Annotated in this window: 12 protein-coding genes; 4 read left to right on the top strand and 8 right to left on the bottom strand. The window is 35.9% G+C overall.

The features are described from left to right. Positions 1-5: 5 nt before the first annotated feature. The 5 genes from BUC07_RS07085 to BUC07_RS07065 are packed head-to-tail and all read right to left on the bottom strand — an operon-like array spanning position 6 to position 6,488. On the bottom strand, positions 6-524 hold the full coding sequence (locus BUC07_RS07085) for an adenine phosphoribosyltransferase (RefSeq protein ID WP_073167933.1): 519 nt from the start codon (positions 522-524) through the stop codon (positions 6-8). A gap of 37 nt (positions 525-561) precedes the next feature. Further along, positions 562-2,442 (bottom strand): tRNA uridine-5-carboxymethylaminomethyl(34) synthesis enzyme MnmG, encoded by a 1,881-nt coding sequence (gene mnmG, locus BUC07_RS07080; protein ID WP_073167822.1) that lies wholly within the window; start codon positions 2,440-2,442, stop codon positions 562-564. Beyond that, the gene (ybeY, locus tag BUC07_RS07075; protein ID WP_245792658.1) at positions 2,439-2,876 is read right to left on the bottom strand and encodes an rRNA maturation RNase YbeY; all 438 of its coding nucleotides are present in this window, start codon (positions 2,874-2,876) and stop codon (positions 2,439-2,441) included. The genes mnmG and ybeY overlap by 4 nt, the downstream gene beginning before the upstream one ends. Beyond that, positions 2,873-3,292: an ATP-binding protein gene (locus tag BUC07_RS07070; protein WP_175552483.1), complete on the bottom strand. Its 420-nt coding sequence runs from the start codon at positions 3,290-3,292 to the stop codon at positions 2,873-2,875. Before BUC07_RS07070 ends, ybeY begins: the two co-directional genes overlap by 4 nt. After that, the gene (locus tag BUC07_RS07065; RefSeq protein WP_175552482.1) at positions 3,282-6,488 is read right to left on the bottom strand and encodes a DUF4175 family protein; all 3,207 of its coding nucleotides are present in this window, start codon (positions 6,486-6,488) and stop codon (positions 3,282-3,284) included. The genes BUC07_RS07070 and BUC07_RS07065 overlap by 11 nt, the downstream gene beginning before the upstream one ends. Positions 6,489-6,989: 501 nt before the next feature. On the opposite strand from BUC07_RS07065, the gene BUC07_RS07060 reads away from it, so the two are divergent. Together BUC07_RS07060 and ruvB are read left to right on the top strand one after the other, a co-directional pair. Next, positions 6,990-7,373, top strand: a complete 384-nt coding sequence (locus BUC07_RS07060; protein ID WP_073167817.1) for a response regulator — start codon at positions 6,990-6,992, stop codon at positions 7,371-7,373. Then, positions 7,366-8,388, top strand: a complete 1,023-nt coding sequence (gene ruvB / locus BUC07_RS07055) for a Holliday junction branch migration DNA helicase RuvB (RefSeq protein ID WP_073167815.1) — start codon at positions 7,366-7,368, stop codon at positions 8,386-8,388. Before BUC07_RS07060 ends, ruvB begins: the two co-directional genes overlap by 8 nt. On the opposite strand, the gene BUC07_RS07050 is transcribed toward ruvB, so the two are convergent. The 3 genes from BUC07_RS07050 to BUC07_RS07040 form a co-directional block, all read right to left on the bottom strand. Next, positions 8,380-9,453, bottom strand: coding sequence for a glutaminyl-peptide cyclotransferase (locus BUC07_RS07050; RefSeq protein ID WP_073167813.1), 1,074 nt, complete (start codon positions 9,451-9,453; stop codon positions 8,380-8,382). The genes ruvB and BUC07_RS07050 overlap by 9 nt on opposite strands. 153 nt (positions 9,454-9,606) lie before the next feature. After that, positions 9,607-11,130: a hypothetical protein gene (locus BUC07_RS07045; protein ID WP_073167811.1), complete on the bottom strand. Its 1,524-nt coding sequence runs from the start codon at positions 11,128-11,130 to the stop codon at positions 9,607-9,609. Between the two features lie 99 nt (positions 11,131-11,229). Beyond that, positions 11,230-11,619, bottom strand: a complete 390-nt coding sequence (locus BUC07_RS07040) for a hypothetical protein (protein WP_073167809.1) — start codon at positions 11,617-11,619, stop codon at positions 11,230-11,232. Positions 11,620-11,947: 328 nt separating this feature from the next. On the opposite strand from BUC07_RS07040, the gene BUC07_RS07035 reads away from it, so the two are divergent. Both BUC07_RS07035 and BUC07_RS07030 read left to right on the top strand, forming a co-directional pair. Then, a complete protein-coding gene (locus BUC07_RS07035; RefSeq protein ID WP_083578144.1) occupies positions 11,948-13,429 on the top strand; it encodes a lipopolysaccharide biosynthesis protein in 1,482 nt (493 codons plus the stop codon). Between the two features lie 117 nt (positions 13,430-13,546). Continuing rightward, positions 13,547-13,996 (top strand): RpiB/LacA/LacB family sugar-phosphate isomerase, encoded by a 450-nt coding sequence (locus BUC07_RS07030; protein ID WP_073167807.1) that lies wholly within the window; start codon positions 13,547-13,549, stop codon positions 13,994-13,996. The last annotated feature ends 31 nt before the right edge of the window (positions 13,997-14,027 follow it).

The following is a 14,027-nucleotide window of genomic DNA, read 5'->3' as shown; positions in this document are numbered from 1 at the left end:
AAAGCCTAATATTTTACCAAAATATGCGGATTGAATTTTTGGATTACTTCTTTTTGTGGTGTTAGAATAAATTCAAGATCACAAACAAAACTGAAATAAATATTCTTCACACCAATTCTTTTCAATATATTATATACTGCATTGGCTGTGCCACCGGTGGCCAGCAAATCGTCGTGAATAAGAACTACATCTTCTTTGGAAATGGCGTCGCTATGCATTTCAATAGTATCAGTTCCATACTCCAGTTCGTAGATTTCAGATATTACTTCAGCGGGTAATTTCCCTTTCTTTCTAACTGGAACAAAACCTGCATCTAATTCGAGGGCTAATGCACCGCCAAAAATAAATCCACGTGATTCAATTCCCAAAACCTTTGATATGTGTTTATCCTTAAATTCTGTTACTATCTCATCAGTAACAAACCGAAAAGCCTGCTTGTCTTTTAAAAGCGTAGTAATATCTTTAAAACTTATTCCTTTAGTTGGAAAATCAGGAATCTCCCTGATTTTACTTTTTAAATCCATAATTGATTTGGTTTTTTGTTCCACGTGAAACATTAATTTATCTGCCCAGCAAAATTAATAAAACATTTATATCGGAAGGAGAAACACCTGAAATTCGTTTGGCTTGACCAATGGTTTTCGGATTATTTTTTTCTAATTTTTGGCGTGCCTCGGTTGATAAAGAATTTAATTCACCATAATTAAACTTATTCTCAATATAAATATTTTCGAATTTGTCTAACTTTTCGGCCAGTAATTTTTCGCGGTTAATGTACCCTTCATATTTTATTGAAATCTCAGCTCCCTCAATAATTTCCTGTTTTCGCTCCACCGGAACCCTTTCCAGAAACTCCTGGAACGGGGAGAGGGTATTTGCCAAATCAAATATGGAAATCTGAGGGCGTAAAATTATATCGTGAAGTTTAACGCCTTGTTTTAATTCTGATGTTCCTTTTTCTGTAAGTAACTGATTAACAAACATTGGCTTAACACTAAAATTTTTAGTAAAGTCAATAATTTGTGCAATTAGTTCGGTTTTTTGCTTCAATAATTTCAAGCGTTCTGGAGAAGCAAGACCCAATTTATAGGATTTTTCGGTTAAACGAATATCGGCATTGTCCTGACGGAGCAAAATTCTAAATTCGGCCCGGCTGGTAAACATACGATAAGGTTCATCAACACCTTTTGTAACCAGATCGTCAATTAAAACCCCAATGTATGCTTCATCGCGTTTCAGAATAAAATCATTGCCGGAATCATGACACCTCAAGTGTGCATTTATTCCCGCAACAATTCCCTGGGCACCAGCTTCTTCATAACCGGTTGTACCATTAATTTGTCCGGCAAAATATAAATTGCTGATAAGTTTTGTTTCGAGCGTGTGATGAAGTTGAGTAGGTTCAAAATAATCGTACTCAATGGCATAACCCGGTCGGAAAATTTTGGCATTTTCCAGCCCGGGAACTTTTTGCATGGCTTTATACTGCACATCCCAGGGCAGGGAAGAGGAGAAACCATTCAGATAATATTCCACTGTATTTTCACCCTCGGGCTCCAAAAACAACTGGTGTTTCTCTTTTTCAGCAAAAGTTACCAATTTCGATTCAATACTTGGACAATATCGGGGCCCGGTGCTTTGAATCGTTCCATCAAACATAGGTGAAACCTCGAATCCGGTTTCAAGCTCTTTATGTACAACCGGGTTGGTGTAGGTAATCCAGCAGGAACGTTGCTTTAATTTCGACTGCGTACCCGGCAAATAAGAAAATTTAAAGTTGTCCTCATCACCTTTCTGTTCAATTAATTCTGAAAAATCAATTGTACGTCCATCGATTCGGACCGGGGTTCCGGTTTTTAACCTGCCGGTTTTAAAGCCAACTCCCAGTAATTGTTCAGAAATATCATACGAAGCGGCTTCACCAATTCGCCCCCCTTTCATTTGCGATGACCCCACATGAATCAGCCCATTCAGAAATGTACCATTGGTAAGAATTACTGTATTGGATTGAAATTCAACGCCAATTTTAGTACGCACTCCCGTTACTTTATTATCTTTTAACAGCAATGAGGTAACCGCATCCTGCCACAAATCGAGGTTTGGAATATTTTCGAGGGTGTCTCTCCAAAATTCAGTAAACCTGAAACGGTCGTTTTGTGAACGCGGGCTCCACATTGCCGGTCCCTTGGATAAATTTAACATGCGAAACTGAATGGTACTTTTATCTGCAACAATACCGGAGTACCCACCCAGCGCATCAATTTCGCGAACAATCTGACCTTTGGCAATGCCACCCATTGCCGGATTACAGGACATCTGAGCGTACTTTGTCATGTCCATGGTAATCAGTAATGTTTTCGATCCCAGATTGGCGGCTGCCGCTGCTGCTTCGCAACCGGAATGACCACCCCCAACAACTATAACATCATATTTTAAATTCATTCTTCCAATCTCCTAAAATCTACCTTCGCCAGGTAATAATTTTCCTTTTGGCGCATCACCTTTTGTTCTGCTTCGGTTTTATCATTATATCCAATCAAATGTAAAACACCATGAAAAATCACCCGGTACAACTCCTCTAAAAAGGCGACGCCAAATTTAACGGCATTATCTTTAATTCTGTCAGCACTAATAAATAAATCGCCCGATATTAATAAATCGTCAACATAGTTAAAGGTAATTATATCTGTATAATAATCATGTTGAAGATGTTTTTTGTTCATTTCCAACAAATATTCATCAGAACAAAAAATTACCGAAATATCTCCCGGCTCTTTTTCTTCTTCGATAATTAACTGTTGTAACTGATTTTTAATGAAATCCTGATTGGTTTCAAAAGATGTAATATCTTCAAAAAAAAACGCTATATCACTCACTTACATGCAATTTTAAACTGAACACAATTTCCTCTATTTTTAAACTCAAGTTCGTTGCTCAACGATTTAATGATGTGAATTCCTCTTCCGGACTCCTTCTTAATATTCTGTTTTAATGTCGGATTTTCAATATTATTGTAATCAAATCCATCACCTTCATCACTGATCTTAATAGTAATAAACTCTTTTTTGCAATCAGCCTGAATGGAAACCTGTTTATTGCTGTCGTTTCCGTTACCGTGCTGAATGGAATTAACTACAGCCTCTGACAAACACAAAAACACACGGTTAAAATGTTCATCCGATAAATTATTTTTTCTGAAAAATGAAAGTAAAAAATCCTCAGTCTTTTTTAATTCACTTAAATCAGATTTAATAACCAGTATTTCAGGAGCTTCAGTCAATTTAATTATCAATGTTATTTAAATATTGTTTGTACTTATTATTGTAAAAATTATTCAGTTTGTGGGAATTCCTGTTTAGATACTCAATTGAAAAGTTTTCATCTTCCTTATACTCGAAAAATTCAGCAGGGTTACTGTAAAAATCTTCGGCTGTCCGGCTTTCGCGTTTGTCCTCAAATTCACGTTCGAGTTCTGCTTTTTCAGCCTCCAGTAAACGTGTTGTAATCTGGTTTTGGCGGGCAATCATATCCGCATTCACATTCTTGTTCATCAATTGTTTGCGGTTTTGTTCAAGAATATCGTCAATTTGCTGTAGCGCCTTTCGTGCACCGCTGCCTACTTCTCCGTTATTCATAATTTCCCGCAACATTTGCTGCATCATTTCGTGTTGCATCAGCGACTGGCCCATTTGCTGGTTCATTGGCTTTCCCTGGCCGTTTTTCATCTGATCAATCATTTGCTGCAGCTGTTGTTTAATATTTTCCGATTGTTGTTTAAGCAGATTCATTCCGGGTTTGCCCTGCCCGGGATTTTCACATTGCTGATCGCCCGGTTGTGCATTGGCCATTTGCTCTTCCAGATTTTGCAATGCCTCGTTTAACATGAGCGCCAGATTGTTGGTAGCTGTAATTACATATTGCTGGCTTGCACGTGCATTTGGAAATTGCGCTTCATCTAATTGTTCCCGTGCTTTATCCAGGTTCATTTCCATTGAAAGCAACTCGTTATTAACCATGCTGCCGAGGGCAGGAGTTCGTTTGGCCAGCGCATACAACGAATCTTTCACAATCTGACTTTGATTTTTTATTTTTCGTTGTTGCTGGTTCAATTCATTCAGTACCGGATCATTGGGGGTTATGCTTGTTAGTCCATCCAAAACTTCTTCTTGTGTAAAAGAAAGGTACATCAAATTGCTTAAAATTTGCCGCAGGTTTTCAATGTTCTCCATGTTTTGCTGCATGGTGTTTGAATTGAGCATTTGCTGCATTGCAAAAGCCGCATTTTTTAATTTTTCAGAAGTGTTTTTAATACTCGAACCGGATTTTTTCTTGTTCTTTTTCTGAAGCTGATCCTGGCTTTCCTGCATGCTGTTTTTTATATCATCCAGTTCTTCCTGAAAATCATCAAAATTCATTGGTTTTTCGAGTTCCTCGTTCATTTGCAGGGCATCATTTATTTCCTGCTCGAGGTTGTTCAAATCCTCTTCATGTTCGCTCACTTTTTCACTAACCTCTTCAAAATTGCTATTTTCAGAAACCTCTTCAGCAAGATTTTCCTCCTCACCTGCCATCTCGTTAGTATCATCAATTACACTCTGAAGTTTTTGTTCCACTTTCATTTTGCGCAACATCTCAAGGTTGCGGTCAAGTTGTTTTTGCAAATCTTCGTAGCTCAAATCCATTTGGTCCGACAGCTGGTTGAGTTTTTTACTGTCGAACTCCTCGGCCAGTTTATTGAATTCTTCAAGTAATTCTTTCAGTTCATCCGTAAAAACATCTTCCAGCAATTCTTCAATCTGCTGCTGTTTTTCGCGAATATCATCGTTTTGTTTATTAAATGAATTGAGGTAATTATTCAGCTCCTCATTATCTTTTTTAATCTGATCGTACAACTGTTCCAGCTTATTTTGTTTCGACATCATTTCGTTAACCATCTGCGATTTTTCCCATTCCGAAATATTGGAGTCCATATTTTTAACGCGCAGGTTTTGTAAATCGTTCTGAATTTCTTTAGCCAGTTCCTGGCTTTGCTGCAGCTTATTTTCAATGTCTTCAAACTGCTCTTTTTCGCTGGCTAATAATTCTTCCTTCTCCGGAATTTTAAAAACAAAATTATCTGAAGTCGTTGTTTTATAATTATTTATAACATCATTGTCGGTAACCGAAAAATAGTACGATACCGTGCCCGATTCATCTGCGAGGTTGGCAAAATTATAACTGAAATAAAAATCCTGATCGGTTAATTTTTTAACTATTGGTATTGAAACTGCCGAATCAGTATTATTAATATTGTAATGAAATTTCAGATCAGAAAACCCATAATCATCGCCAATAACACCTTTAAAAAAGAAACGGGTCATTTGCAGCGAATCCTGAATGCGTACAATTTGAATCTCCGGGAAAAGGTCCGGAACCACGTCAATTCCATAAGAAAGTGCAAGCTCGGGTTCTGTCACATCATTTTTTATATACACATTGTAGTTTGATGAATTGAAAAACTGCTTTTCAACCGTGAAACCATTATCCGTTTTTTGGGCACCAATGGTTGTTGAATCGTTGAGCGATAAATAAACTGTATCGATGTCAATTCCCTGAAAGTTCCATTCTACTTTTGTTCCGTTGGGCACTTGTAAATCGCCTGTGTTTTGGTGCTCCCGGTTTGGCAGGCCGGTATATTTTGGTGGAAAAACTGAAACATTAAAATTTGTAATTCCCGGTTTTGGCAACAACTGTAACTGGTGCACATCCGATTGGTATTTCAAATCAGTAAAATAAAACTGAACCGGATTAATAACCGAAGCAATTTCATATTCAAACACTCCTGTTGAAGTGTTTTTCATCAGGTAATTATTTCCTTCAATATTAATGTAAACTACTTGTGGTAGTTCATTTCCACTGCATTCAACCTTAATTTTATGCGCATTGCCTTTTTGCACTTTTAAATCGGTAGTTAACAGGTTGAACGAAAAAGGCGCAGGTTTTACAAATTCGGTATTAAAATGCACAAGCCGGTTGGTAGCGGTGGTAAAAATTGATCTGTCAACTACAAAAATGGTTAAAGTGACCACCAGGCTAAACAAAAAATAGTATAGAACCAGCCGCAGATTTTTAAACTGAACTGCGTCGTTAAAATTGAAAATACGGAGCTCATCTATTTTCTGATCGATACTGGCCAGCACAATTTCGTTGGAATAATTTGAATCTGAAATACTTGACAACTCAATAATATTCAGTAATCTATCTTTAATATCACCAAAATGTTTCTGAACCAGCTCTGAACTTTTTCTAATGTCCATGGGCTTAAAAACATGCAGTAACTTTAAAACCGGTACTATTATAAACTGCAATGTGAGCAAACCGCCAAAAATCACAAAACCGTAAAAAAGTATTTTTCGTATTCCAGCAGGCAGATAAACAAAATATTCAACAAGTGAAAAGGCTGTGTATAAAACCAATAGCAGAAATAAAGTAAGCAAAACCCCCTTCATAAGTTTATACGAATAGTATTTAACCCGAAAGGAGTTTAGTTTATTAACAAGTATGTTGAAATTTTCAGTCATTTATTCTAATTTATTTACCACCAGTATTTTAAAAAACAGCCACTATTAACAATTGTTTTAACACATGGTGAAAAAACAAAATTAATCTTTTATAATAAAATTTGCATTCGTAAACTTTTTTACCCGGTAAAAATATTCTGCAAATTCAGTTCAATATTTTTTAATTTTTTCGGCCAATTTCTTCACAAATAATAAACCACTCATAACTTATTTTGAAATTGTATGATTTGTATTAACAGGTTGTGAAAAAAATAATTAATTATTTATGAAACAACAAATTATTACTAAAAAGTGTGTTTATAATTTGTTAAGTATTATGTGTAATGTATATTTAAAAGTTATTAGAAATAGTAATTAACAGTTATGAACAGACTATAATTATTAGTATTAATCTATTACATTTGTTTTAATTAATATAATATAGAAACCTTGAAAATACTTTTAGTAGAAGACAATTTATTAAATCAAAAAGTAGTTGGTTTTCATTTGAAGAAAAAAAATTATGAGGTTTTAAATGTAACCAACTGGCGCGATGCCCTGGAAAAAGTAAAAAGTAATTCGTTCGATTTAATTCTAATGGACATTATGCTCCCCGAAAAAAATGGTTTCGAAATTACTGATGAAATCAGGAAGTGGGAGGCAGAAAAAGGAATTAATGAAGGGGTGCCGATAGTGGCGCTGACTGCCAATACGCTTGATAACGACAAAGAGAAATGTTTGAATGCAGGAATGAACGATTATTTGCCAAAACCATTTTCGGCAGAAGAATTATACACTGTAATTGAACAACTTACAGGTAAAGGGAATGAGTGAAGAAATTGATATCAGAGGTGAAAATTATCCGGAAAGTGACCGGGAACTCGACCGGAAACTCAGGCCGCTGCAGTTCGATGATTTCAGCGGACAATACCAGATTGTTGAAAACCTGAAAATTTTTGTAAAAGCAGCTTCGTTGCGTAATGAAGCGCTCGACCATGTATTATTGCACGGCCCGCCCGGGCTGGGAAAAACCACCTTGTCGCATATAATTGCCAACGAAATGAATGTGGGCATTAAAATTACTTCCGGCCCCGTTTTAGATAAACCCGGAGACCTGGCTGGTTTGCTTACCAACCTTGAAGAAAGGGACGTACTTTTTATCGACGAAATTCACCGGTTGTCACCCATTGTGGAAGAATATCTTTATTCGGCCATGGAAGATTTCCGTATCGATATCATGATTGACAAGGGACCCAGTGCAAGGTCCGTACAGCTCGAATTACAGCCTTTTACTTTAATTGGGGCAACTACCCGTTCCGGGTTGCTGACATCGCCGCTGCGGGCCCGGTTTGGCATTAATTCGCACCTCGAATATTACGACAATACCGTTTTAAAAGGAATTGTAAAACGTTCGGCACAAATTCTTGAGGTAGAAATTAGTGAAGATGCTGCTGAAGAAATTGCCGGACGGAGCCGCGGAACACCGCGAATTGTAAACTCGTTGCTGCGCCGTGTGCGCGATTTTGCCCAGGTAAAGGGAACCGGAAAAATTGATATCGATATTACAAAAATGGCTTTGAAGGCAATGAATATCGATAAATATGGACTGGATGAAATGGACAACCGGATTTTACTTTGCATTATCGATAAATTCAAAGGCGGACCGGTAGGAATTACAACCATTTCAACTGCAGTGGGAGAGGACAGCGGAACCATTGAAGAGGTGTATGAACCATTTCTGATAAAAGAAGGATTTATTAAACGGACACCTCGCGGAAGAGAGGCTACCGAACTGGCATATAAACATTTAGGAAGAGTGAAATATGGCGATAATCCCACACTATTCTGAAGGGACCAACTCAATCTCAAAAACACGCGGCCACCATTTACCGGTTACAAAGAGCCGGTCATTTTCAGCATCCCAGGCAATTCCGTTCATGTAATCGATTTTTTCACCTGGTTTCTGATACAGGTTCAGAATGCCGTTCATATTTATTTCGGAAAATACTTTTCCGGTTTCCGGGTCAATTTCAATAATCATTTCGGTGGTATATATATTGGCAAAAAGTTTACCGTCAATATATTCCAACTCATTTATATTGTTGATTATTCCTTTGTTATTGGCCACCTGAATGCGTTTTATTTCAGAATAATTTTCAGGGTCGAGCCAAATAATTTCGTGCGATCCGTTGCTCATAATCAGGTTTTGTCCGTCGTTTGTCAGTCCCCAGCCTTGTTGCGATTTATACTCAAAAGAGTCAATTAACGCAAAATCGATTAAATTGTAAACAAAACCTTTTTGGGCGCGGTAGGTGAGTTGGTAAATTTTATCGTTAAGAATGGTAATTCCTTCACCAAAATATTTTTCGTCTAAAAGATACTCCTGTAAACTATTTCCCGATTTCAGGTCGATTTTAAATAAACCTGAAGATCCGTTTTCGCCTGTTCCTTCGTATAAAAAGCCCTGGTGAAATTCGAGCCCCTGGGTGTAAAAACTATTATTGTGCGGGAAATTATTTATGGTTTTGTAGGTGAATTGTTGCGGTTCAATTTCGGAAACCACATTTACCGAAATAACACGCGTGTTGCTCACACTGTCCGTTTTCATGGCCACTGCCCTGAAAGTATTTCGGCCAACATTTTTAAGCACCACATTTTCGGCCCTGAATTCGAGGTCGCTGCTCTCTTTTATCAGTTCGTCTTCATAATAGAGTTTAATGTTGTCAATTTCGCCATTGCGCAGTTTGGTTTTTACATCAACTGCAACTGAATTTCCGTAAATATAATTGCGGGCGTTTGGTTCAATTGTAATGCTGCTTACCGGTTTTCGCGAACGTTTGGGCTTGTTCGAACAGGAAATAAATGTTACGAACAAAAAGATAATCAGTACTGTCGGAAAAAAAGTTCTATTCATTTTCAACAAAATTTCTTTTCAAAGATAAAATTTATTACAGTTTGAGTTTCAAGTAGAAGCTTTTAAACTGTACAAATTTAATGCTTGAAAAACTGAATGAGAAATATATTTGGGTGTGAAAATGAGGTTAAGTTTTTTTAATCAATAAAACCCTTATTTAAAATCATCTCTAAGAATGTTCTTTAAGTAATCAGGTCTTTTGTAAAGTTTATCTTCAGGCTTTACCAAATAACTATCTTCATAAACAATACTTCCTAACTTTTTATCTGCAGATCCTGGACCTCCAAATTCAGAGGGAAATGGAGAACTCATCATTGTCTCTCCATACAATGATTCAGGATGATTTGCGCTAATAAACAAATGACCCATCTCGTGAGGAAAAGTAGTAATTCCATATCTTCCAGCTTTAAGATAAACCGTTCCACGTGAAATAATCGGACTAAACTGTTCAAAACCTCCAGTATTAGTAACTCCAGTTGCATAAAGATCTTTTCTTGGAATAACCACAATAATTCCTTCAGAAGTATTAACTCTTGCAGGTTTGTGGTTTTCATTCCAAACATAATCTTTAAAAGTCTCATCATTTCCAAAAACAATTTGTTCAGGTTTTATTTCATAATTCCCAATTATCCCATTAATATTTTCTTTATCCAATAATTTCTGTTTAAACACTTCTTGCTCTTCTCTTGTAAATGTTCCTCCAGTATAAGGGTCTTCATCTAATATTCTAATTCTTTTCAATCCAGTATAATCTTCAAAACCAGGCAATCCTTCTAGAATGCTTCCATCAAAATCAAATCTTGTATTTAGGAAAGGAAATTCCGGATTAGGAAAAGGAGGAGGCATTATTGTTGTTTCGGCAGCATATTTCTTAAATTCATCTTTTCTATCCTCATAAGGAGCATACGGAACAATCCTAACTAAAACATTTTTAAACTTTTCTTTGGGAATATTCTGAACCCTGACCCATCCTTTATAATCTTCTGGAATTCCTTGTCTAGCCATCAACAAAACATCTTCTAACTCCTCATGTCTCTTATTTAGTTTGAAATTAAAGTAACCCGAAGCATCAGTTAAATTCCTACCTTGTTCATCAGCAGTTTTAGAGAATAATCTAATTGTATCATTTCCAATCACTTCATATGGAATTAAAGTAGATCTAATACCTTCATGAGATTCATTACTTTCTATAACTCCAGACAATTTTGCAAGTTCATAAATCATCCCTTCTTTAGAAACAGAACCAATTCCCCTTTCTCCAGAACCAAACTCTGCATTAACATTGTAATTTCCAAATATATCCTCAATCCCTTTAATTTTTAAGGAATTCTCTTCTGAATCAAACTCCAAATCTGCTTTATCAGAACTAAAACTCTCAGGAATATAATTAACTGGATTATCTTCAGGGTTTTTATCTTTTGGAATAGGAAGATTGATACTAATTTCAGAATCTTCTTCAAAATTCATATCCAAATTATCCCAATTAACTGTGGGGTTATAATTGGGAATTTTTATTCTTGAAACTATGCTTGTATCTTTTCCATCCTTATTCTTGAATTTTGTAATAAAATCATAATTACCTTTAGTTATTTTCTCATTTGAGCTGTAACTAAATGTTTTAGAATATCCTGAATTAGAGATATTTTCAGATAAAATCTTCTCCCCATCTTTAACCAAATTAAGTTGAACAACATCAATATTTTCAAAATTAACATTATATAAAACATCAATACTATCTTCTAAACTAACAGATTGGTTAACAGAATGTTGAGGCTTTCAAGAAATGTTCATTCCAACACTCTTATTATCACTATCTCCTGCCTTATCTCTTACAGTCCCTTTAATAGTATATTCTCCAGGAGTTGAAAAAGTAAAAGTTGTATCTATTGGATTCTTTTTATCAAAATCAATCCCTAACTCTTTTATTTCTAGAGAATACCTTGCAATATCTGATTTTCCATCCTTGTCTGTTCCATCAACTTTAATTCTTGATTCTAAAGGCGCTTCTCCTTGATACGGACTTGCCAAAATTGTTGCCACAGGGGGATTATTTATAGTTTCCGGTTTATCATTTTCTTTTTGGCATCCGTGAAACGAAAAAATCACAATGATAAAAAATGAGGTGATAAAATGAGGATATTGGATTTTGGAAATGTTGAAAACCATGAGGTTAAAGTTTATATTGATTTTTTACACAATAAAAGTAAATGATTGAAAATTAATATACAAGAATTACTAGTACGCTTTCATCCAAAATAAATGAGGTAATAAGGTTCGAGAAGTTTCACGTTTGGTTTTGTTACTAAGGTTGTATAGAGAAATAAGGTTTTGGGAGTTTAAAAAGCAAATAACAAATTCCGGTAAAAATCAACCTTATTTTAATTAACAACCTTAGTAACAATAAGAAACCGTATCAACTTTAAAACCTTATTACCTCATTAAAAGTAAATCATTTCAAAGATGAATACTATCTTTGTTTTAAAATTTATCAGTATTGAATCCATTTAAAAAATTAGCAGGCGAAACAGTAATTTATGGCATGAGCAGTATAATCGGCCGGTTTTTAAACTGGTGGCTGATGCCGCTCTATGTCAATTTGTTTGTGCCCGGTGAATACGGAATTGTAACCAATTTATACGCCTACGTTGCTTTTTTAATGGTGTTTTTAACCTACGGAATGGAAACGGGTTTTTTCAGGTTTGCCTCCAAAAATTCCGAATCCGAAAAGGTTTATTCCACCGCATTGATATCGCTGTTTTTTTCCTCGTCGCTGTTTTTGGTTTTAATCCTGCTTTTTAATAACGAACTGGCGGCGCTCATCCAATATCCTGAACACCCGGAGTATATTTTATGGTTCGGTTTTATACTGGCTATTGATGCTTTTACCGCTATTCCATTTGCCCGGCTGCGGCTAAACAACCGGCCTGTGAAATTTGCAGTGATTAAATTGATTAACATTGGTTTTAACATTGCGTTTAACCTGTTTTTTCTGCTGCTTTGTCCCAGGTTGATGGAGAACAATCCCGATTCGGTTGTGCAGTTGGTGTATTCCGCAGACATTGGCGTGGGCTATGTTTTTATTTCAAATCTGCTGGCATCCATTGTAACACTTTTGCTGTTGCTGCCCGAGATATTCAAATTTTCATTCTTTTTCGACAGGGCACTGCTTCAAAAAATGCTGAGTTATTCTTTTCCCATTCTGGTAGTAGGAATGACTGGTATTTTAATTCAGCAAATCGATAAAATTCTGATTCCTTTTCTGATTCCGGAAGATCAAAATCCGATGGAGCAGTTGGGAATTTACGGGGCAGGAGTAAAAATTGCCGTTTTAATGAACATGTTTATCCAGGCTTTCCGTTATGCTTTTGAACCCTTCTTTTTTTCGCAGGCCGAAAGCAAAAACGATAAAAAAATTAATGCTGACATCATGAAGTATTTTGTGATTTTCGGCTTGCTGATTTTTTTGGGAATGATGTTCTATATCGATATCATAAAACTTATCATTCCAATTGATTACGAAGAAGGTTTTTCAATTGTTCCGGTTATTATGCTGGCCAACCTGTTTTTCGGTATTTATTTCACGCTTTCGTTGTGGTATAAACTCACCGATATGACGCGCTACGGAGCCTATATTTCAATAACCGGGGCAGTAATTACCATCACCCTCAATTTTATTTTGATTCCGTTATATGGCTACAAAGGTTCGGCAGCAACCTTGTTAATCAGCTTTTTTATTATGATGGTGATTTCCTATTTTCTGGGGCAGAAGTATTACCCTGTTCCTTACAATTTAAAACGAATAGGAATTTATTTTTTGGTTGCCGTCCTGCTTTTTGGTAGTTCTCAGTTTACCAATAATTTGCAACCGGCAGTAAAATATCCGTTTCACACTTTATTTTTGGCCATTTTTGTTTTTACTGTATATAAAATTGAAAAAAGAGACCTAAAAAATTTATTAAGACGAAATAAGAATTAAAAGTATTTTTATTTTTAATTATTTGAATATCAAGAATTTAATTTTTTTCTCCTCACAGTTTTAAATTAACAAAAAGAAAAAATGAAATAAATATCAAAAAGTATTAATTTTGCAGATATGAAGAAGTTAGATGATACTGTAATAGCACTTGCAAGCGACCATGCGGGGTTTGAAAAAAAACAAGTCATTATAAAATATTTTCAGGAGAAAGGAATTCCTTACAAAGATTTTGGTTGCTATTCCCCTGAGAGTTGCGATTATCCTGATTTTGCTCATGCAATAGCCGAGGCCATTGAAAAAGGTGAGTATGAAAAAGGGATAACGTTTTGCGGAAGTGGCCAGGGAATTAGTATAGCTGCCAATAAGCATCAGAATATCCGGTCGGCTATTTGTTGGAATGCCGAAATTGGAGCTTTGGCAAAACAACACAACGATGCTAACATTTGTTCTATTCCCGGCAGGTTTGTTACAAACCAGGAAGCTATCGATATTGCAGAGGCTTATTTAAATGCCGAATTTGAAGGCGGACGCCATGCCCGGAGAATTGCAAAAATTCCGCTAAAATAGAATATAAGAAATAAAAGAAGTTAAATTAAAA

The sequence above is a fragment of the Tangfeifania diversioriginum genome, from assembly GCF_900141875.1.
GTDB classification, from domain to species: domain Bacteria; phylum Bacteroidota; class Bacteroidia; order Bacteroidales; family Prolixibacteraceae; genus Tangfeifania; species Tangfeifania diversioriginum.
The sequence above is the reverse complement of the archived record's forward strand: the minus strand, read 5'-3'. Positions and strand labels throughout refer to the sequence as shown.

Coding starts and splice junctions, on each gene's coding strand:
- BUC07_RS07050 (WP_073167813.1), bottom strand. CDS start 9,453: ATGAATAGAACTTTTTTTCCGACAGTACTGATTATCTTTTTGTTCGTA.
- BUC07_RS07065 (WP_175552482.1), bottom strand. CDS start 6,488: ATGAAGGGGGTTTTGCTTACTTTATTTCTGCTATTGGTTTTATACACA.
- BUC07_RS07085 (WP_073167933.1), bottom strand. CDS start 524: ATGGATTTAAAAAGTAAAATCAGGGAGATTCCTGATTTTCCAACTAAA.
- BUC07_RS07030 (WP_073167807.1), top strand. CDS start 13,547: ATGAAGAAGTTAGATGATACTGTAATAGCACTTGCAAGCGACCATGCG.
- BUC07_RS07040 (WP_073167809.1), bottom strand. CDS start 11,619: ATGGTTTTCAACATTTCCAAAATCCAATATCCTCATTTTATCACCTCA.
- mnmG (WP_073167822.1), bottom strand. CDS start 2,442: ATGAATTTAAAATATGATGTTATAGTTGTTGGGGGTGGTCATTCCGGT.
- ruvB (WP_073167815.1), top strand. CDS start 7,366: ATGAGTGAAGAAATTGATATCAGAGGTGAAAATTATCCGGAAAGTGAC.